19 protein-coding genes and 1 pseudogene are annotated in these 19,499 nt (G+C 39.4%); 10 read left to right on the top strand and 10 right to left on the bottom strand.

Going from position 1 to position 19,499, the window contains the following annotated elements:
* Positions 1-6 precede the first annotated feature (6 nt).
* Both J2S07_RS04140 and J2S07_RS04135 read right to left on the bottom strand, forming a co-directional pair.
* Positions 7-369, bottom strand: a pseudogene (locus J2S07_RS04140) (MFS transporter); the annotation flags it as partial.
* 18 nt (positions 370-387) lie between these two features.
* Positions 388-1,242 (bottom strand): MFS transporter, encoded by an 855-nt coding sequence (locus J2S07_RS04135; protein ID WP_307149144.1) that lies wholly within the window; start codon positions 1,240-1,242, stop codon positions 388-390.
* Positions 1,243-1,550: 308 nt separating this feature from the next.
* On the opposite strand from J2S07_RS04135, the gene J2S07_RS04130 reads away from it, so the two are divergent.
* From J2S07_RS04130 to J2S07_RS04095, 8 genes are all read left to right on the top strand, one after another.
* Positions 1,551-2,159 (top strand): Type 1 glutamine amidotransferase-like domain-containing protein, encoded by a 609-nt coding sequence (locus J2S07_RS04130; RefSeq protein WP_307149143.1) that lies wholly within the window; start codon positions 1,551-1,553, stop codon positions 2,157-2,159.
* A 126-nt stretch (positions 2,160-2,285) separates the two neighbouring features.
* Positions 2,286-3,077 (top strand): helix-turn-helix domain-containing protein, encoded by a 792-nt coding sequence (locus tag J2S07_RS04125; protein WP_307149142.1) that lies wholly within the window; start codon positions 2,286-2,288, stop codon positions 3,075-3,077.
* Positions 3,078-3,236: 159 nt separating this feature from the next.
* Positions 3,237-3,911 carry a GNAT family N-acetyltransferase gene (locus J2S07_RS04120; RefSeq protein ID WP_307149141.1) on the top strand — a complete coding sequence of 225 codons (675 nt, stop codon included), beginning with the start codon at positions 3,237-3,239 and terminating at the stop codon, positions 3,909-3,911.
* Between the two features lie 126 nt (positions 3,912-4,037).
* Positions 4,038-4,604 carry a hypothetical protein gene (locus J2S07_RS04115; protein WP_307149140.1) on the top strand — a complete coding sequence of 189 codons (567 nt, stop codon included), beginning with the start codon at positions 4,038-4,040 and terminating at the stop codon, positions 4,602-4,604.
* A gap of 301 nt (positions 4,605-4,905) precedes the next feature.
* Positions 4,906-5,181: a DUF6155 family protein gene (locus tag J2S07_RS04110; RefSeq protein WP_307149139.1), complete on the top strand. Its 276-nt coding sequence runs from the start codon at positions 4,906-4,908 to the stop codon at positions 5,179-5,181.
* A gap of 28 nt (positions 5,182-5,209) precedes the next feature.
* Positions 5,210-5,698, top strand: coding sequence for a UPF0175 family protein (locus tag J2S07_RS04105; protein ID WP_370872781.1), 489 nt, complete (start codon positions 5,210-5,212; stop codon positions 5,696-5,698).
* A 69-nt stretch (positions 5,699-5,767) separates the two neighbouring features.
* On the top strand, positions 5,768-6,397 hold the full coding sequence (locus J2S07_RS04100; RefSeq protein ID WP_307149138.1) for a hypothetical protein: 630 nt from the start codon (positions 5,768-5,770) through the stop codon (positions 6,395-6,397).
* Positions 6,398-6,474: 77 nt separating this feature from the next.
* Positions 6,475-7,332 carry a class I SAM-dependent methyltransferase gene (locus J2S07_RS04095; protein WP_307149137.1) on the top strand — a complete coding sequence of 286 codons (858 nt, stop codon included), beginning with the start codon at positions 6,475-6,477 and terminating at the stop codon, positions 7,330-7,332.
* Between the two features lie 85 nt (positions 7,333-7,417).
* Here the strand turns inward: J2S07_RS04095 and J2S07_RS04090 are convergent, their stop codons facing one another.
* Positions 7,418-7,711: a spore germination protein gene (locus J2S07_RS04090; RefSeq protein WP_307149136.1), complete on the bottom strand. Its 294-nt coding sequence runs from the start codon at positions 7,709-7,711 to the stop codon at positions 7,418-7,420.
* A gap of 283 nt (positions 7,712-7,994) precedes the next feature.
* On the opposite strand from J2S07_RS04090, the gene J2S07_RS04085 reads away from it, so the two are divergent.
* Both J2S07_RS04085 and J2S07_RS04080 read left to right on the top strand, forming a co-directional pair.
* Complete coding sequence (locus J2S07_RS04085) at positions 7,995-8,780, top strand: LAGLIDADG family homing endonuclease (RefSeq protein ID WP_307149135.1); 786 nt, start codon at positions 7,995-7,997, stop codon at positions 8,778-8,780.
* A gap of 24 nt (positions 8,781-8,804) precedes the next feature.
* Complete coding sequence (locus tag J2S07_RS04080) at positions 8,805-9,176, top strand: rRNA methyltransferase (protein WP_307149134.1); 372 nt, start codon at positions 8,805-8,807, stop codon at positions 9,174-9,176.
* A 370-nt stretch (positions 9,177-9,546) separates the two neighbouring features.
* Here the strand turns inward: J2S07_RS04080 and J2S07_RS04075 are convergent, their stop codons facing one another.
* The 7 genes from J2S07_RS04075 to J2S07_RS04045 form a co-directional block, all read right to left on the bottom strand.
* Positions 9,547-11,037, bottom strand: a complete 1,491-nt coding sequence (locus J2S07_RS04075; RefSeq protein ID WP_307149133.1) for an amidase — start codon at positions 11,035-11,037, stop codon at positions 9,547-9,549.
* A gap of 125 nt (positions 11,038-11,162) precedes the next feature.
* Entirely contained in the window at positions 11,163-11,642 is a 480-nt protein-coding gene (locus tag J2S07_RS04070) for a staygreen family protein (RefSeq protein ID WP_307149132.1), read from the bottom strand.
* Positions 11,643-11,934: 292 nt separating this feature from the next.
* Positions 11,935-12,702, bottom strand: coding sequence for a YybI family spore inner coat protein (locus J2S07_RS04065; RefSeq protein ID WP_307149131.1), 768 nt, complete (start codon positions 12,700-12,702; stop codon positions 11,935-11,937).
* Between the two features lie 79 nt (positions 12,703-12,781).
* A complete protein-coding gene (locus J2S07_RS04060; protein WP_307149130.1) occupies positions 12,782-14,062 on the bottom strand; it encodes an MFS transporter in 1,281 nt (426 codons plus the stop codon).
* A 198-nt stretch (positions 14,063-14,260) separates the two neighbouring features.
* On the bottom strand, positions 14,261-16,705 hold the full coding sequence (gene parC, locus J2S07_RS04055; RefSeq protein ID WP_307149129.1) for a DNA topoisomerase IV subunit A: 2,445 nt from the start codon (positions 16,703-16,705) through the stop codon (positions 14,261-14,263).
* Positions 16,702-18,681: a DNA topoisomerase IV subunit B gene (gene parE / locus J2S07_RS04050; RefSeq protein WP_307149128.1), complete on the bottom strand. Its 1,980-nt coding sequence runs from the start codon at positions 18,679-18,681 to the stop codon at positions 16,702-16,704. Before parE ends, parC begins: the two co-directional genes overlap by 4 nt.
* 365 nt (positions 18,682-19,046) lie before the next feature.
* The gene (locus J2S07_RS04045; protein ID WP_307149127.1) at positions 19,047-19,460 is read right to left on the bottom strand and encodes a CoA-binding protein; all 414 of its coding nucleotides are present in this window, start codon (positions 19,458-19,460) and stop codon (positions 19,047-19,049) included.
* Positions 19,461-19,499 lie beyond the last annotated feature (39 nt).

Below are 19,499 nucleotides of genomic sequence, written 5' to 3'. Positions count from 1 at the left end.
ACCATGTTAGATAGAGTTCGTTTCTGGTTTATACATTTTGTAGAGTAGGACATAACAGGCTCCACCGATTAATGCACTGCAAAGAATGATGCCAAAAATACCAATCGGGTGAATCCATTCAGACAGAAAGACTGTTATAGGCGCCAAAAATCTTCCCACTGTAAATTGCAGTCGAGACGCTCCCATGTACTGCCCTCTTGCACTTGGTGAGGCATAACCACTGATAAAATTATTGAGGACAGGGGAACGGACAATTTCTCCAAAGGTAAAAATAATCGTAAACAGGAAGAGCAGCCAAATATTTGCTGTGAATCCTATGAGGAACATTCCGAACCCAGCCAATACAGCTGAAAGGATAAATACATTTCGATCACTCCATTTTCTAAATCAGCTTGTAACAGGCACAACAAACAATACAAATAGAAGACCGTTCAAGCCTAATACCCAACCTAGAATTTGATTGCTATCAAGCATCAGCGACGAATCGTCCGATGCAAAAAGTGTTTGTGCGGGGACATATTCTGTAATGTAAATAGCTAAGTACAAATCTAGCTGCATAATGGCGATAACCGAGAAAATCCCACCCATCAGGTACAGGAGAAAGATCTTGTCACGAAAAATGAATCGGTAGCTTTTCCATTGGCTTTTCATTGAATTTCCATTCTTCATTCCTTTAGTTTTTTCAGGCATTGATTCACGGACTTTGAAGTAGATCGCCATTGTAAATAGCAGCATCACCATGGCGCAGGCCCATAACAGTTCATTGCGATAATGAAAGAAGAAGAATGCTCCTATAGCTGGACCTAACACAGCTCCAATATTATTTGCCGTAATAAAAGTGGCAAATACTTTTCTTCGGTCTATTTCTGGAACAAGATCGGCCACCATCGCGTCACTAGCAGGCCCATATAGCCCGCCACCTAATCCAATCCCAATGAATGCAAGATAGCTTAACCAAGGGGAACTGGTTAGGGCAAATAGGGCGAACATAATCGCTCGCATTAGTGAGCCCACCAGCATTACCTTTCTTCGACCAATTTGGTCAGCTAAGCTTCCCCCAGCCATATTGCTAATCATGATGATTAATGGGGGGATGGTCATTAATATGCCAGCCATTCGATTTCCTAAAGCGTCACTGAAATAGACCACCATGAACGGAAAGTACATCCAATAAAACAAATTAAAAAGCGCTTCTCCAGCTAATCGAATTTTTAAATTACTATCCCATAGTCGCAGCTTCAAATGATCCCTCATTTCTTTTGTTTTTTTCTTGAGGATCCTTGTTTCTGAGAATTACCGGCCCGGTTACTAAAATATAGAATATTTTGAAGAGTAAATATAGACTTATATTTTGTTTTAATTTATAATATTAATATGGAAATCAAGGATAATGACGTTCTAATTTAGATGCGACATCAATAGAACGTATGTACGGAGGCGCTCGTTTTGGAGGGTCTTTTTTATTTTTGTTTGGTGTTTTGCGATAATCATAATCAGCATATCTAAATAAGTATATAAGGAATAGAGCAATTTCGAAGGAGTGGTACAGAATGGACAGACATATACTTGCAATTTCTGGTGGTGGCTTTTCTGAGGAAGACAAAGCCTATATTGATGAATATTTACTAAAAATACCTCGGAAGCGGGAACCATTAAAAATTGGTTTTCTTGCTACGGCAAGTCATGATGCTGAGGGTTACATAAATAAGTTTTACGATGCTTTTCAAACCGAACAGCCGAGCCATCTTACTATTAAGGATTTGGAATCCCCAAATATTCAAGAAGTTGTAAATACTTTAGATCTTGTGTACGTAGGTGGTGGAAACACTCAATATATGCTTGAGATTTGGAAAAAAACAAACTTTGACATGGTATTGAAAAGAGCTTATCGAAACGGAGTAATTTTAGCTGGTATAAGTGCGGGGGCGATGTGTTGGTTTGAAACCTGTTATAGCGAAAAAACGGACCAAGGATACGAAGAATTTGAAGGGTTAGGAATTTTAAAAGGGAGTCTTTGTCCTCATTATAATGATGAAGAACGTCGTATGGCATTCGATAACTGGGCAACTACGCAAACAAACAGGACTTTATATACATTAGAGGATAATGAAAATTTACACTTTAAAAATGAACAGTTGATAGCGAAAATTATTACCTAACGAAGCTGTACACTGCTAAATAACATAGGTGCAACTGTAAGTTAACAAAGTGCAACTGCCAATGTATAGAATGTTAGTTATTGTTTTCATATAATTTGAGTATCAAACGAAGGGAGGAGTTCTTATATGACATTTGGCGAAAAGCTTTTTAAACTTAGAAAAGAAAAAGGCTTATCCCAAGAAGCCTTGGCTGAGAAATTGAACACGACAAGGCAAGCCGTTAGTAAATGGGAAAATAGTCAGGGTTTCCCAGAAACTGAAAAACTACTAATGATTGGAAATATTTTTGAAGTATCGATTGATTACTTGCTAAAAGACACCGCTGAACAAAGTAATGAGAATGAAAAGGGTTATTATGTAAGCAAGGAAATGGCAGAGGGGTATCTTGTTTCTCAACATAAAACTTCAAAATACCTTTCTATGGGATTTAGTCTTCTCATTTTATCAACCATACCTTTTTTTGTTTTTAGACAAGAGCCCATAATTTATGCGATCCTAATCATTATGATTGCTGTCCTTGGGATTGGAGCTGTAACAGCCGGTTTTATTGAAGAAGATCGTTATACAATACTCAAAAAAGAATCTCTGATATTTGATCAAAATTTTCTTAAAGAAATGAAAGCAAGATACGAAGATATGAAAAATAAGTACGCTGTCTTAATGATCATTGGGATATGCTCTATTGTTGCTGGTGGGATCGCCTTCTTATTAGTAAAAAAGGAATTTGTTCCGTCAGACGTTTTGATGCCTTATTATCCAATCTTCATCGCTTTCATTGCCATTGGGGTCTTCATTCTCATACGTACATTATCAGTTATAGATGCATATAGAATATTGGTGAAAAATGAAGAACATATGAAACGTTTAAGTAATAGTATGATGAAAAAAGTAAAAAAGAGATTAGAAAAGTCTTTATAAAAGTAAATGAAACCTTTACATACAGAGGTTTCGTGAAGGAATACGATTGGTGCGTTGATCCAAGGACTGACGCTCTTTTTTTGAAATTTATCGATAGGGAGGAAATTGACAGATGTATCTTGAATATTGAAGCAAAAAAAGTAACTGAGGGGTATGTTTATGTTATCTGATATAGAATTGATGAGACTTCATGTGAAAGCATTATTTAAACACAATAGCGAAAATCGAATGACTGTAGTCAATGAACCGCCCTATGATGCTGCACCGTTGATTTTTATGGGGGCTACCAAGGATGGTAATGTAGTAAGGTATTCGAATTCGTTAGATGTGGACATTGTTGAGAGAATGGAACAAGTCGTAAGGACAGATCCCACTGATTTAGTTGAACTAATTAAGGTGCTGAGCGCAGGTTATGAATTAAAGAATATATCTTTTGGACCGGCATATGCCTTTCCCAAAATCAGGGAACAGACTAGCACAAAAGCAATGAAAGTAACTTATGAAAATAGAGAAATATTGAAGCCTCATTTCCCGTATACCTTTGAGGATTTCGAATACAAGCAGCCTTGTTTTGTGATCTTTGAAGATGACAGAATAGTTTCTATTTGCTGTAGTGCAAGACAGACCTCGAAAGCTGACGAGGCAAGTGTATTTACACATGAAGATTATCGAGGCAAAGCTTATGGTTTAGATGTTACGAATGCCTGGGCCAAAGAGGTACAGAAACAAGGACGAATTGCCCTATATAGCACTTCTTGGGACAATTTTGCATCTCAATCATTAGCGAGAAAACTACATTTGGTCCAGTATGGAACCGATATTCATATGAGCTGATTTAAAACTTTTTTGTGAAAAATCATACACAAGGCAACTGAGCTATTCTTCAAGAAGGAGAATAGCTCTTTCTTATGGAAGTAAAGGATCAGGAAATGGGAAGTATGTGGAAAGGAAGAATGAATGATGAAGGATCGGCTTTTTAAGTGTATGTTAACAATGCTATTCCTGAGTGGTAGTACATTGATTTTTCCTAATAATATTTACGCATGTAGCTGTGTTGGTATTGAGCCTGCAGAGGCATTCGAAAAGTCAGAAGCTGTCTTCTTAGGAAGAGTATTGAATACTAAACCAGAACAGGTGCACGACGGGGTTACTGTGAGTTATAGGACTGCAAATCTTTTTGAAGTTACTCAAATTTGGAAAGGAACTCACCAATCTCAAATGCTCGTTTTTGACAATGGATATGTAGAATCATGCGGGATAGGATTTGAAGAAGGGAAAACCTATCTTGTATATGCTTCTAAAAATGAAAATGGTGAGTTTCGGACAGGTTTATGTAGCCGCACTGAGGAAGCTTCAAAAGCAGGGGAAGATTTGAAGTTTTTAGGTCAAGGAAAGGAAATGAACCATTCAAGTGAGGTAAATAAAACGATAAAGAAATATGATATGGAAATTTTCATTGGAGGAATTATTGTTGTGTTCATGCTCGCTTTATTCATTTTCAAAAAAGGCAGACAGAAGCATCGATAATTTGATGCCAGTGTATGAGGTTATGAACCAAACAACTGAATAAGCGAAGATGTTACCTTGACGGAACCAGAAGGAGCTTGTACTACTGATGCAACACCAAGAACATTTGTAATCCAAATAAATAAAGAACTATCCAAAGACATAGAAAGCATTGTGATTGTCGAAAGTGGAGTAGAAACAAGGGTTCCTTTTTAAAATGGAATGATAAAGAATTTTCACCCTATAAAATTCGTAGTCAGTTATTTGAATCTATTATAAAATAATATCAGAGAATTCATTTGTCTAGAAAAAGGTGAAATAGATGGTCAAATTAAAGATTACGGAATTAAAAAAAGAGTTAAAGCAAATGGAGAACAAAGAGCTAATTGAGGTGATTTCAGAGCTTTATAAAAAAATTCCTGATGTCCAACATTATTTGTCCACTAGATTCATAGGAGAAGATGCCGTACAAAGTCTATACGAAAGTGCAAAAAAGAAGATCAAGGATGAGTTTTTTCCAGACCGTGGGTTTGGCAAAAATGGAGTCGGTTGGGGCTATCACGATGAATTATGTGATATTTATTTTTCGATGGGATGAGGAAGAATAAGTAGTTAGGAAGAGTTATATGGCTAAGAAGAAAAAAAGAGGACATTACTGTAAAGGTTGTGGCACAAATCTTCCCAATGAAAAGTTTACAGGAAAAGGTCGGAAACAACATATATGTAAGGATTGTAAGAAGTCAGGGTTTGATATCTTAGATTTCGAGGAAGATGAATTTGATTTTGAGGAGTGGGATGATTGGAGTTTCAATCCTTACGAAGACAGGGTATCTATTTCTCTACCTGATGAGTTTGCGGATCAACTAAGAGTGATAGCTGGTGAAAAGTCTCTGGAGGCTGCAGTTAATGCTTCTATCACGATTACATTATTTCTTTCCAACAAAATTAGTCTAGAAAAGGCAGCGTATTTAACTGATCGTCCATATAATGATTTTATCGAGTTGCTGGAGAGAAATGGTTTTTCATGGGATGTTGGGAGTAACGATGGAAATAAAGAGTATAGAAACAGTATTCCTGCATTACTAAAGTTCATTGATGAAATTGTTGATGACTAAGTGTGGCTGGTGATTATATTGATTCTTAAAATCATGCTTAATAAAGACAAGAGTATGTAACCCTTCTATGTGGACTATTATTTAATTCATTCCTATGATGATAAACTAGGCTTATGGAAAACTGTTATTCCTGAACAAAATGATTATCCTCATGCTCCTCATTGGCACTACGAAGAAGGAGTACAGAATAATTGGATGTTCAATCCAAGTGTTGAACTCGCAGCATACCTCATCCATTGGTCAAAAGTAGGTAGTGAAGGTGCTCAGTTGGGATGGAACGTAATTGAAAATGCTAGAAAACGTTTATTAAATTGTACAGAGATGGATTTTCATGAAGTAAATAACTATCAAAGGGCAGTCCAAATCTTAAAGGATCATCTCCCTGACTTTGAAGAAATGAATGATAAAATAAATAAACTAGCTGAACAGTCGATTAACACAGAAACAGAGTCCTGGGGGAAGAGTTATAAAGCTCTTCCATTAAATATGATTCTTAGCAAAAGTGACAATCTGTATGAAAAGTATAAAGAACTTGTAAATGAAAACCTTAATTATTTAAAGAACTCGGTCCAAGATGATGGGGTTTGGGACATTTCATGGGCTTGGGGACAGTACCAGGAGAATTTCTATGTAGCCAGGCAACAATGGAAAGGGATCGTTGCTATCAATAATTACAAAATATTTCGGGAATTTGAATAAAATCAAAGACTCAAAATACATATTATAGCTAAAAGTTATTTTTGAAGTGAGTGATCTTCTCGAAAGGAGAGAACATTTTGGAAGATAAACAAAAAACAAAACCTAACCACACCGCAGAACGGGTCGCATTATGGCGGGCTCTGCATGTACAGGTTGACTCACCACCACATGTGCTTGAAGATGAGGTCGGCCTACGATTAGTAGACCCTGATGATGTATGGCGCCAAAGACCAGATATGGATCCTAAGTTTTCTAGTGGATTTAGAGCATCCATCGTGGCCCGTGCCCGCTTCATTGAGGATTTAGTCACCGAACAGCTCGCTAAAGATGTCACTCAGTATGTTATCCTAGGTGCTGGCCTCGATACTTTTGCACAACGCCGATCAGAAATTGCCTCCCAGATGAGGGTCTTCGAGGTGGACCAACCCGGTACACAGGCTTGGAAGAGACAACGTCTAATTGCACTCGGTTTTGGAATTCCGGAGTGGCTACGTTTTGTTTCAGTCGATTTCGAGGCAGGTTCGTCTTGGTGGGAGCAACTCAAGAATGCCGGTTTTGACACGGGTCGTCCAGCTGTGGTGGCCTCCACAGGCGTCACTCAATATCTTACCAAGGACGCAATCACCGCGACGCTTCGTCAGGTTGCGAGGCTCGCTCCCGGTTCCACTTTAGCCATGACATTTTTGTTGCCCTTTGAGTTAACGGAACCTGTGAAACGATCTGAGGTTGACACGGCGGAAAAAGGAGCAAAGGCCAGCGGCACACCTTTCATCAGCTTCTTTACGCCGCCGGAAATGTTAGAGATGGCGCGCGATGCTGGTTTTCGAGAAGTCAGGCATGTATCCTCAGCGGATCTTAACAAGCGCTACTTTACCGGTCGAAACGATAGAATACAATTGCCAAGTGGAGAGGAGTTCCTTGTAGCAACTACTTAGAATCAAGATTTATTTATTGTATAAAGTAAAAGCACTTCAGTTAAAAGTGAAGTGCTTTTTGTATATTTGCTATTTTTCTGTTTCATCAAGCGCTTTGACTTGGTACTGCTGGGTTTAGGGCTGCTGAAATAATTAGATTTGGTGGCGTCGTACTTGTAACTGGACTAGTAGCTGAGCTAGTAGTTGAACTTGTTGCTGCTGTTGGGATTGAAGTAGATAGACTAAAACCTGAAGTAGTTAAGATTAGCATACCTTCATTTTCAGAACCAGCACCAGAAGTAGATTTTGACGCCGATGTTGGAGACATATTGACGATATTTCCAAATTGAACATTCCCACCACTTACATTTTGAATTGAAACCGAGCCAATAAATATCACTTAAACAACTCCTTTTATATAGAGCTAATTTAGCTCTAGTTGTATTAGAAGAAATCCTCTTATGAAACAAAATATGTAAGAGCTTGTCTTTTGAATGGACAAACACTTAGAAAAAGTGAATATGGACAATTAGGGAGGTTTTTATAAATTTTACAAAATAGGAACATTTGTTCTGTTTCTATGTTATAATAAAATATAGGGAATATGTCGGAAAGCAAACTCATCAAAAGGCGACGAAAGATCCCTTGGAGTATAAAAAATTCTTGAAAAGGGGAATGAGAATATGCCTAGAAACCCTGGAATTACTGATGAGGAGATTATTCAAATGTATAAAAGCGGGATGCCCTTTAAGGAGATGGAACCAATTATCGGGCTTTCTGACCGAGCGATTCGAAATGTCATCTACAAGCATGGGATAGAGATGAATCGTGAGCAATCTTCTGGGCGTCCAAGAAAGCATAAAGTCAACGAAGATTTCTTTAAAAATTGGTCCCATGAAATGGCATGGGTACTTGGAATTTTCATCACCGATGGGCATGTTAACTCAAAGGCGCACAGTATAACCTTTTCTCAAAAGGATGAAAGGATTCTCCGTATTATCGCTAATTACATGGAAGCCGATTATGTTTTAGCCCCATATGGTCCAACCATGCAGACTCAATCGCTTATTATTAACTCCAAAGAAATCAAAAAAGATCTAGAAGAAATGGGTATTGGTCCGAAAAAATCATTTACTGTTCCATTTCCGAATGTACCTGAAGAATTTTTGCCCTCCTTCGTTAGAGGGATTATTGACGGGGATGGTTGGGTACAAAAAAGAGGATATGTAATGAATGTAACAACGGGTAGTCTATCATTTGCTGAGGGATTATTATCAATATTTCAATCTTGGAAGCTTAGATCTGAGATAACATCAGAAATGAACCCATCTGGAAATGTGGTATATAGGGTTTGGGTTAAAGGGAAATATGAGCTTCCAAAACTAGCAGATATTGTTTACAATAATGCTACAGATAACTTTATATTTTATAAAAGAGAATTATTGACACAGAGATCACATGAAATTTAATAGTATTAGGAGAGAGGGATTTGTATGTGGAAAAAAACAAGAGATGGATTAATAGCAATAACTGACACCACAAGAATAGCATTCAGGACAAATATTAGCAGAGCGTGCCTTGATCAGTTACAATTAATGGCACAGGAGTATAATACTCACGTAAACTATTTAATTGAAAATGGGTTAAAAAATCTATTATCACACGGTAGCATTCAATACAACAAAGATTTGAGACCCAAAGATCGTATACAGTACAAAAGTACATATGATAAGGAATTACTAAATAAAACTAGAGACTTTGCAAAAGAACAGCATTTATTTATTAACGATGTTATTGAGTATAGTATAAATTATATAGATGTAAGTACTTTAAAGAATCAAAGTCATAGGCATCGGATAGAGTAGGAGTCATTTGGTTTTAAATTATGCTAATCTAAAACAACGCCATGGACATAATATATATTATAGGAAGCTATAAAAATAATAAATATTCCATCTCATAATCTAAGTATACTTAAGATAGTGAGATGGAATAAAAAAAACATGTTGGATCGTTCAGTAATCATTAAGTTTTAACCTTTGTATATTTTCGCTATCTTAGATAGATTTGCCAGACCATCAATTACGTTCAGCCAATCTCAAAATTCTAATACAAAGTAGCCAACAGTATTTTTGGCTACTTTAAAGAAAATCCTAGAGAGTTTGCTCAAATTTATTTTTGTTTAAAACAAATTTAATTACCGGATTTCACATATAATTTAGTTATCATAATATCCTACACCATCATCGGGCATTTCAAGATATCTATCCATTCATCCGTTTTCTCTAATTCTGCTGCCATGGCAAAAAGCAGGTCCTCTCTCCCCTTTGCTGCCATAAATTGAACACCAATTGGGAGGCCTTCCTTTGTAAGATGCATCGGAACGCTCATTGCGGGCTGTCCTGTTAAGTTGGCCAGCTGGGTAAAAGGTGTACGCTTCAAGGAGTTTTCAATCAGCTGGTCAATAAACCCGGATTTTTTGACGAGTGACTCTAGCCTCAATGTATCAATAACCTTTATCATCGTATTTTCAGAAGATTTTAAGGCGAGTTCTCCGATTTTTGCTGGAGGAAAAGCGGTTGTCGGAGTTACGTAAAGATCGTAGGTCTCGTGAAAATCTTCCATTAAGAAAGCTGCTTTGTCCCACTCTCTTAAAGCGAGGACCCATTCTCCGGCACTTGTTACCTTGCCAAGCAGACCCAACAGCCATGTTGTCGGCTCGACATCAGTCCTTTTTACCTTTCGCCCAAGGATTTCTTCTAATGAAGCAAGCCCAGCAGCTACTTCCCCGAAGTACATGGTCATATAGCTCTTAGCGATTTTCCTTCCGTCAACTCCCGTCTCTTTTTCTTCCACCTGATGCCCCATGGCTTCTAGAATTTCGACTGTTTTCATAACTGCTTGCTTGCACTCTTCATGCACTTCAGCACCAATTGGAGAAGTAACTGAAAATGCAATACGCAGCGGTCTTCCAAGCGGCTTCTGAATACATTCAAAATAATTTTCATCAAAAGGTGGTGCCGGAAAAGCTGCTCCCTTTTCATACCCCTTTATTAGATCCAACATTAATGCACTATCCCGAACGGACCTGGAAAGAATATGGTCAGCAGAGGCACCTTGCCAATGTCTGCCGAAACTTCTTCCTACTGGTGTTCTTCCCCTTGTTGGTTTTAAGCCAAATAATCCACAGTAGGCAGCAGGGATACGAATAGAACCACCGCCGTCATTTGCTCCAGCCATCGGCACAAGTCCGGCAGCAACAGCAGCGGCTGAGCCACCACTTGATCCGCCAGGAGTATAGTCAGTATTCCAAGGATTACGAGTTGGTCCGTAATGAGAAGGTTCAGTAATCCCCATTAACGCAAATTCGGGTACATTCGTTATCCCCATAAAGACCGCACCTGTATTTCTTACCCGTCTCACAAACTCGGAATCTTCTTTTGCAATAAAGCCCTCGTATGCTTTTGATCCAGATGTAATGGGCTCACCCTTAATCTCTTGTGCGATATCCTTTAAAACAATTGGCACTCCCGCAAAATCAGCAGTTAACTCCAACTCCCTCTCCGCATGCTCGTAAATTTTATGAATCACTGCTTGAATAGATGGATTTTTTTCCTCAATCCGTGCAATAACAGCTGTCAAAAGCTCGTTCATCGAAATCTCTTTTTTCTTTAATAATTCCGCTATTCCTATTCCATCATAGAGCCAAAACGGAAAAATCGACATCCCCCTCACCCCTTTTAAGTATCTAATCTATTTAATTCTAGGTCTTTCCAATGAAATCCTGCATTGACCTGAAAAGAACAGCGCATAAGGGAAAAACAAAAAACACAGGGTGGTTATCTCCTGTGTTACGAAACAGTTTCCTGAAGGGCTGCATTTAAGTATTGTCTCGGGGTGCCAAAGTACAGTATTTGATTATATAAAGGATAGGTAGATTCGAATTGAATATAGATTGGTGAATCAAGAAGCCATGGGTAATACTGATAAAAAGCTCTGTCACCATAGACAATGGCTGTTAGGGCTAGCTTTAGTTCACGCTGAAAAATCATAAAACGGATTTTCGAATACTGCTCATCAAATTCCCCGCCGCTTACATAGACTTTCCCGCTTAATACATACTGACCCATTCGTGGCGTCCATTCAGCAAGCACCTCGTCACGAAACTTTGGATCAATGCAGCTCTCATCATAGCAATAACCAACCGTCAAGAATAACTCCCCTGTTTCATCCGAATGCGTCATCGTATATTTTCTTTCATCAACTGGCTTAAAAGGGGTGACAGGTGGCAAAAAGGTCACTCTTAAGCTAGAAGGATCAAACTTACTCATTGCAGAAGCCCCCCTAAATGATGAATTATTCTTCTTGTTGTAATATATGTTAAATAATAACAAGGGTGACAAGTGCCTACTTACTTTAGACTGTTTTCGCACGGATTATGGTTCTGGAATGTCCATAATGCTGGCCATTCCGTTTCATTCTAGGCGTGCGATACGTATAGAATGGGCCGCACTTTTCTTCGTTGTTTCTACAGATAGATTGCATCAAACATCGTTTTGTCTAACTACTATTTGTTCAAAAGCAATTATGTTTGAGAAAAGAGCTTTACTTTATAAATGTAGCCTACTTCTGCTGCTTCATATTTGCCTCAAATACCTTTGTGCTTAATAATACCCAGACCCCATTTTTAAGGATCCAAGTGGATTCCACTCTACCAATAACATCCGCATGAGCTGCTCCGCTTATTGTTTGATTTCCTCGCAAGCCCCACTTCTTACCCTTAATTTTTATGGGCTTAAGCCGATCAAATCCTCCCATAATTAACTCAGTTGGTTCATTTAATTTCCCATTATGATATAGCCCGTTTAGTTCATAATCCTTTGCCCGCTCCTTTAGGTCAAACTTATGGGATTTATGGTTATTTTCAATCGTAATTTTTGCTTTGTACTTATCTAGAAATTGTCCAGAAATCACTAATGGTTCTGGTGTCATAAGATCGGTAACCTTGGAATCCTTTAGGGAGTACAGATGGTGGTTGAGGATTCCACCGCTGCCCCCCGTATTGATCGTAACAAGGACATCCTTTACACCATCATCGTTGAAATCCTTTAGACAAATGGCTGGTTCAAATCCCCCATCAAATTCCATATTATGGGTACGACCATTTTTTTCACGAACCTCTAGAAAAATAGTCTTAAAGTGTAGGCTATCCTCTTGATATTCTATCCCCTTTAAATAGATGCTCTCTTCCTCCCCATCTCCTGTGATATCTGCGGTTTTCTCGGTAATAAGGACAGGTTTTTTCTCTTCTTCAAGGGCATAGACAGCTGAAAATGCTGTTAAGGACATGATAAAAAACGCAGCCACAAGAATGATGAATTCTTTCCTCATACATATCCACTCCTCAGAACTTGGTGAGTTTAATATGCCCCAAATTGGAAAAATGATGTAATATAGCAAAAAACGCCGGCTAAACCGACGTTTCCATTGCGACTTCTTCTTCATTTTCAATTTTTCTCAAATGCTGAATGAGAGTTTTTTCTTTTAAGGTTCGGAGGATCAGAACAATCACACATAAGCCGCAGAACACTAATAAAATCCAGACTGGGATTTTTTCAAGTAACAGTCCAAAGAGAATGAATCCGAGCGGTGTCATCGCACTTGCTCCTGTTTCAAGCAAAGACATGACCCGTCCGCGATAGACATCTGGCGTGCTTTTTTGTAGCAACACCATAATCGGCATATTGATCAACATGATAAAGGATGACAAAAATAAGACGAGAACGATTAAATATGGAAAGAAAATCGTGTTAGGGATGCCAGCGAATCCAGAAATACCAGGAACCCCGATTAACATTAAGACAATGGCCATCCCAAAAAGCCCGCCAATAATACTAAGTTCCTTCTTTTTAATTTCTTGTTTCTGCGAGAGAATAATGGACATGACGAGCATGCCAACGGAAAAAGCCCCTTCTATAATGCCAAGCTGAAAAGCCTCCATCTTTCTTACAGTAAGAACTAAATACGGTAAAGCAACAGGAAAAACAGCAAACCAGAAGTTTAGAAAAATAGCAACCATGATGAGACTTTTTAAGAATGGTTGATTCTTTGCATAGGCCAAACCGTCTTTTAATTCTGCTAGAATGCTTTTTTGAGACTCTTCTTCTTCTTTTTCGGCAAATAAATGATAAGAGATAAATATATTCGCAAGCCCAGAAATCGTAAAGGTAATGATATTAATAATCATAAAGGTTGAGATATGGAAGAACCCAAATAATACCCCTCCCAAAACAGGTCCTAAGATTGTAGAAATTGAAACAGCTGCCTGGTTCAGAGACATTGCCTTTTGAAGAGAGTCTGGGCCGACCATATTGTAAATGGCGGATGTGACGGCAATGGAGTAAAAGGTGTTGAGAATATTCAGGATGGTGGTTGCCAAATATAACACCCAGATTTCTTGATTAAAATATGTAAAAATCACAAAGATAATGGCTAACCAAATTGCACAAGCAAAATCAGAAAAAATGATTAACTTCTTACGATCCCACCGATCACTTAGCGTCCCAGCCAATGGGGCAAGGAGGACGTGGGGTAACACACTCAACAACAATGTAATCGCAAAATTTAAGCTCGATCCCGTTTCTGCCAGAATATAGAGCCCGATGACAAAACCATAAATGGATGATCCAAGGGCTGCCGTTAGTTTTCCTGTTAAAAACAAGCGAATGTTTCTTTTAATCGCATTCTCCATGATAAAACTTCCTCTCCGTTAAGCTTCATAATTAGACAAATATTTCAAAAACCGTTTAATTTCCATGAATTTCTTTCATCTAACTTTATTTTAGTAAAGCTTACCATCTAAGGTTAGGGTCTTTTGATGGTTTTTCTCTCGGACCTAAGACGGAGATGAACAAAAAAAGACCCTGCAAATTCAAGCAGGGACCTCTCGTTAGCTCTTATCTTCTAATTCCTTTTCCGCTTCAACCTTCCATATTGTCATGACTTGTCCACTCTCTGCTTCATCAATAAGGAAGGAACCGTTCGTATAGCGGTCGTTGTATCTTAATTCCGATGCATGTATCGATTCAATTTGTCCTTTCTCAGACTGGATGAAAACTTCATCCCCAGCCTTTACGATCACTGCCCCAATCACGCGGTGAGGATTGGATTTGAGTTCTCTTAGCATAACAACCCCACGCTTCGCTCTTGTTGTCAGTTCAAATTCAGTCAGCTTCATTTTCTTCACCGAACCACGTTGAGTTGCAATCACGACACTCTCGTCTTTGGAAGAATCAATGATATTTCCACTTGAAATATAATCCCCTTCCTTCAGGTTCATCCCTTTTACACCTGCAGCACGTGCGCCCACGATGTTGACTTCTTCCTCGGAAAATCTTAATCCGTAGCCAAGATAAGAAGTTAGGAAGACTTCTTTTTTCCCATCCGTTTCAAAAACATCGATGACTTCATCACCCTTTTTGAGATTCACCGCAACAAGCGGCTTTGAGTATCTTTGGGCTTTGTATGCATGTAGCTCCGTCTTCTTCACCATGCCGTATTTTGTGATAAACAGAAGATAGGCTTCTTTCTCAAAATTTGGTACAGCCAAAGCTTGTACAATTACCTCATCACGGTCAATCGGGACGATATTGGCAACATGCTGACCTAGATCCTTCCAGCGAATATCTGGAAGCTCATGAACAGGACAATACAAATAATTGCCTTTATTTGTGAAAAGAAGGAGAACATCTGTCGTGTTCATCTCTAACTTTGCAAGCAATCGGTCGCTATCCTTCATACCGAAATCCTGTCCATTTGAGGCAGCAAAGGAACGGGGGCTTGTTCTTTTTACATAGCCCTCCTTGGTGACGGTCACAATGACGTCCTCACTTGCGACTAATACCTCAAGATTGATCTTGATTTCCTCAATTTCCGCTTCAATTTGCGTACGTCTTGGGTCGGCAAAGCGTTTTTTGACATCCCTTAATTCCTTCTTAATGACGGATAATAGCTTGCGCTCACTTTCTAAAATACTCGAAAGCTCCTCAATCTTGTTTGCAAGCTCCTCCGCTTCCTGTTGCAATGCAGTGATATCGGTATTAGTTAAGCGGTACAGCTGTAAGGAAACAATCGCTTCCGCCTGTGCTTCAGAAAACTGAAATTTGATAATTAAGTTGTCTTTTGCATCGCGCTTGTCCTTCGATGCGCGGATCGTAGCAATGACTTCATCCAATATTGAAAGGGCCTTCATCAGACCTTCAACAATATGCTGACGATCCTTTGCTTTTTGGAGGTCAAATTGCGTCCTTCTCGTAACAACTTCCTTTTGATGCTCGATATAGGCATCCAATAGCTCCGCCAACCCCATTAATTTTGGCCGGCGATTATGGATAGCTACCATATTAAAGCTATAGGTAACCTGGAGGTCAGTATTTTTAAATAGATAATTTAGTACCCCTGCAGCATCCGCTTCCTTTTTTAATTCAATGACAATTCTTAAGCCCGTACGATCCGTTTCGTCTCGAACCTCTGAAATTCCTTCTACCTTCCGATCGACCCTGAATTCATCAATTTTTTTGACGAGATTGGCTTTATTCACCTCAAAGGGTATTTCGGTAATGACGATTTGCTGCTTACCACCTCGCACGGTTTCAATTTCGGTTTTTCCACGAATGATAAATTTCCCTTTTCCCGTTTCATAAGCCTTCTTAATACCGTCAATCCCTTGGATAATCCCACCTGTTGGGAAATCTGGCCCCTTAATGACAGTCATAAGTTCATCGATGGTTGCATGTGGATTGTCCATTCGCAAGATCACGCCATCAATGACTTCACCTAGATGATGAGGAGGGATATCGGTTGCATAACCAGCTGAAATTCCAGTAGATCCGTTCACTAGGAGATTGGGATACATTGCTGGCAGCACGGTCGGTTCATTGGCTGTGTCATCAAAGTTAGGGACGAAATCAACGGTTCGTTTGTCGATATCCCGTAACAGTTCAGCTGCAATTGCGGATAATCTTGCTTCTGTATAACGCATCGCAGCCGGAGGATCGCCATCAATACTGCCGTTATTCCCATGCATTTCAACTAATAGGGCTCGCAGCTTCCAGTCTTGGCTCATTCTTACCATTGCTTCATAAACAGAACTATCTCCATGTGGATGGTAATTACCAATAACGTTCCCAACCGTCTTCGCTGATTTTCGAAAGCCTTTATCCTGGGTATTGCCTTCCACATGCATGGCATAGAGAATTCTGCGCTGGACAGGCTTTAATCCATCTCGTGCATCAGGCAATGCCCGATCCTGAATGATATATTTACTGTAGCGACCAAACCTGTCCCCAAGCACATCTTCTAAAGGGAGGTCACGAAATTTCTCAACCGTACTCATGCTTCAGTAACCCCCTCTTCGATAAATATGTTTTCATTTTCCAAAATACTTCCGTCCTCTTCCAAACCAAAGGCAACATTTGATTCAATCCATTTTCGGCGCGGCTCAACCTTATCGCCCATCAAGGTCGTCACCCGTCTTTCTGCTCTCGCAGCGTCATCAATGCGAACGCGAATTAATGTCCTTGTTTCAGGATTCATCGTCGTATCCCAAAGCTGGTCCGCATTCATTTCACCGAGTCCTTTATAGCGCTGAATCATATAGCCCTTTCCTACCTTTTTAATCGCAGCTTGAAGATCCTCATCGCTCCACGCATACTCGATGACTTCCTTTTTCCCTGTTCCCTTACTCACTTTATATAAGGGTGGGAGGGCGATAAAGACCTTGCCTGCTTCAATTAGCGGCTTCATATAACGGTAGAAAAAGGTGAGCAGGAGCACTTGAATATGAGCACCGTCCGTATCAGCATCGGTCATAATAACTACTTTATCGTAATTACAATCCTCTACCGTAAAATCATTACCCACTCCAGCACCAATTGTGTGAATGATCGTATTGATTTCTTCGTTTTTGAAAATATCTTCAAGCTTTGCCTTCTCTGTATTAATAACTTTACCGCGAAGTGGCAGTACAGCTTGGAATCTGCGGTCTCGCCCTTGCTTTGCAGATCCGCCGGCAGAGTCCCCCTCGACAAGATATAATTCATTACGCTGAGGATTCCGTGACTGGGCTGGTGTTAATTTTCCAGATAAAAGGGTTTCCCCTTTTCTCCTCTTTTTGCCACTTCTTGCTTCCTCCCGTGCTTTTCTTGCTGCCTCTCGAGCCTGATAAGCCTTGATCGATTTCTTAATTAAAAGAGTACTGATGTCGGGATTTTCCTCTAAAAAATAGGACAGATGCTCAGACACCACCGAATCGACAGCTGAGCGTGCATCACTCGTACCAAGCTTTCCCTTTGTTTGCCCTTCAAACTGAAGAAGGTCCTCGGGTACACGAACGGACACGATTGCCGAAAGTCCTTCACGAATATCAGCACCATCAAGATTCTTATCCTTTTCTTTGAGGAGATGAACCTTTCGTGCATATTCATTAAAGGCACGGGTCATTGCGGTTTTCGCACCGACTTCATGGGTTCCTCCATCCTTCGTACGTACATTATTAACAAAGGAAAGCACATTTTCTGAGTAGCCGTCATTAAATTGGAAGGCAAAATCGACCTCTATGCCACTATTTTCTCCTTCAAAGCTCACAACTGGATGCAAGACGTCTTTCTCTTCATTCAAGTACTCGACAAACGCTTCAATGCCATTTTCATAATAAAACACATCTTTCGCTTCATTTCTCTCATCAATAATTTCAATTTTTAATCCCTTTAAGAGAAAGGCAGATTCACGAAGACGCTCGCATAAGGTTTCATAATTATAAGTAATTGTTGAAAAAATCGTACGGTCAGGCTTAAAGTGAATGGTTGTTCCCGTTTGATGGGTCTTTCCAACCTTTTCTAACGTGGTCACTGGAATTCCGCCGTTTTCAAAGCGCTGTTCATATACAAATCCATCTCGCTTAATTTTGACAACGAGCCATTCGGATAGGGCATTAACGACAGAGGCCCCAACACCATGTAGCCCACCACTTGTCTTGTAGCCTCCCTGTCCAAACTTACCACCAGCATGAAGAACCGTTAGAATGACTTCAGTCGTTGGTTTTCCAAGCTTATGCATGCCCGTTGGCATACCGCGGCCTTTATCCTGAACGCTAATGGAATTATCCTTATGTATTTTGACAGTAATTTGGTCTCCAAACCCAGCCAATGCTTCATCAACCGAGTTATCGACAATTTCATATACTAAATGATGAAGCCCTCTAGTATCCGTGCTTCCGATATACATTCCAGGACGCTTGCGAACGGCTTCAAGCCCTTCTAACACCTGGATGGCATCATCATTGTATTCATAGTTATTCTGACTTCTTGCCACGAAATTACCCCTTTCATTTGCTACAAACAACTGCTGTCACATGTAAATCTATTCTAGAAAAGATCCGAAAATCCTTTCAATTCCAGCATTTTTACGATTAGAACAAGTGTTCTATGTTCTATTTTAACATATTAAAAGCAATCTTTATAAAACATTTTTCTAGACTATGTGATAGATCACCCTTAAGGAAAATGAATGAAAAGAAAAGCCTATTGCCTATTTTATATAAATATCTCGATTTGGCAACTCCATGTGAGCGAAATTAACTTTATCCTTAAAGGAAAGATCGATACTTGGACCATTACGAAAATCTAATCATGTCATAGAAAAACAGGAAAAAAACTGTCGAGCGCTCTCGACAGTTTCTATTTGGTCAATGCATGCTCGACTTTAATACAGCGATCCATGATGACTGTGTAGCCTTTTTCCTTCAAAAATTGGTACGCTTCTTCATTTTCAATCCCAAGCTGAGCCCAGAAGATGTCAGCATCAATTTCATCAAACTCTTTCGCCACATCCATTAAATGCTCAGGGCGACGAAACACATTGACAATATCGATATGGCCTTCGATTTCCTTCAGGCTCTTTACAGCCTTGACTCCCAAGACTTCATCAACCGTAGGGTTAACAGGGATAATATCATATCCTGCATCCTGCATCGCTTTCGAGACCATGTAGGAGGTTCTTTCAGGATTTCCACTTAAACCAACGACTGCAATTCTCTTTGCCTTTTTCAACAATTTTCCGATTTCCTCACGACTTGGATTTTCGATTGTCATCTTTAATTTCCTCCAATCATTGAACTGTCAGTTAATCTT

Origin of the sequence: Anoxybacillus andreesenii (assembly GCF_030813005.1) — a bacterium.
Lineage (GTDB): Bacteria > Bacillota > Bacilli > Bacillales > Cytobacillaceae > Robertmurraya > Robertmurraya andreesenii.
The sequence above is the reverse complement of the archived record's forward strand: the minus strand, read 5'-3'. Positions and strand labels throughout refer to the sequence as shown.

What these genes read in the sequence shown, in the direction of transcription:
- J2S07_RS04085 (WP_307149135.1), top strand. Translation starts at nt 7,995, where the DNA reads ATGCCTAGAAACCCTGGAATTACTGATGAGGAGATTATTCAAATGTAT.
- J2S07_RS04080 (WP_307149134.1), top strand. Translation starts at nt 8,805, where the DNA reads ATGTGGAAAAAAACAAGAGATGGATTAATAGCAATAACTGACACCACA.
- J2S07_RS04115 (WP_307149140.1), top strand. Translation starts at nt 4,038, where the DNA reads ATGAAGGATCGGCTTTTTAAGTGTATGTTAACAATGCTATTCCTGAGT.
- J2S07_RS04075 (WP_307149133.1), bottom strand. Translation starts at nt 11,037, where the DNA reads ATGTCGATTTTTCCGTTTTGGCTCTATGATGGAATAGGAATAGCGGAA.
- J2S07_RS04065 (WP_307149131.1), bottom strand. Translation starts at nt 12,702, where the DNA reads ATGAGGAAAGAATTCATCATTCTTGTGGCTGCGTTTTTTATCATGTCC.
- J2S07_RS04110 (WP_307149139.1), top strand. Translation starts at nt 4,906, where the DNA reads ATGGTCAAATTAAAGATTACGGAATTAAAAAAAGAGTTAAAGCAAATG.
- J2S07_RS04060 (WP_307149130.1), bottom strand. Translation starts at nt 14,062, where the DNA reads ATGGAGAATGCGATTAAAAGAAACATTCGCTTGTTTTTAACAGGAAAA.
- J2S07_RS04045 (WP_307149127.1), bottom strand. Translation starts at nt 19,460, where the DNA reads ATGACAATCGAAAATCCAAGTCGTGAGGAAATCGGAAAATTGTTGAAA.
- J2S07_RS04070 (WP_307149132.1), bottom strand. Translation starts at nt 11,642, where the DNA reads ATGAGTAAGTTTGATCCTTCTAGCTTAAGAGTGACCTTTTTGCCACCT.
- J2S07_RS04130 (WP_307149143.1), top strand. Translation starts at nt 1,551, where the DNA reads ATGGACAGACATATACTTGCAATTTCTGGTGGTGGCTTTTCTGAGGAA.
- J2S07_RS04120 (WP_307149141.1), top strand. Translation starts at nt 3,237, where the DNA reads ATGTTATCTGATATAGAATTGATGAGACTTCATGTGAAAGCATTATTT.
- J2S07_RS04125 (WP_307149142.1), top strand. Translation starts at nt 2,286, where the DNA reads ATGACATTTGGCGAAAAGCTTTTTAAACTTAGAAAAGAAAAAGGCTTA.
- J2S07_RS04105 (WP_370872781.1), top strand. Translation starts at nt 5,210, where the DNA reads ATGGCTAAGAAGAAAAAAAGAGGACATTACTGTAAAGGTTGTGGCACA.
- parC (WP_307149129.1), bottom strand. Translation starts at nt 16,705, where the DNA reads ATGAGTACGGTTGAGAAATTTCGTGACCTCCCTTTAGAAGATGTGCTT.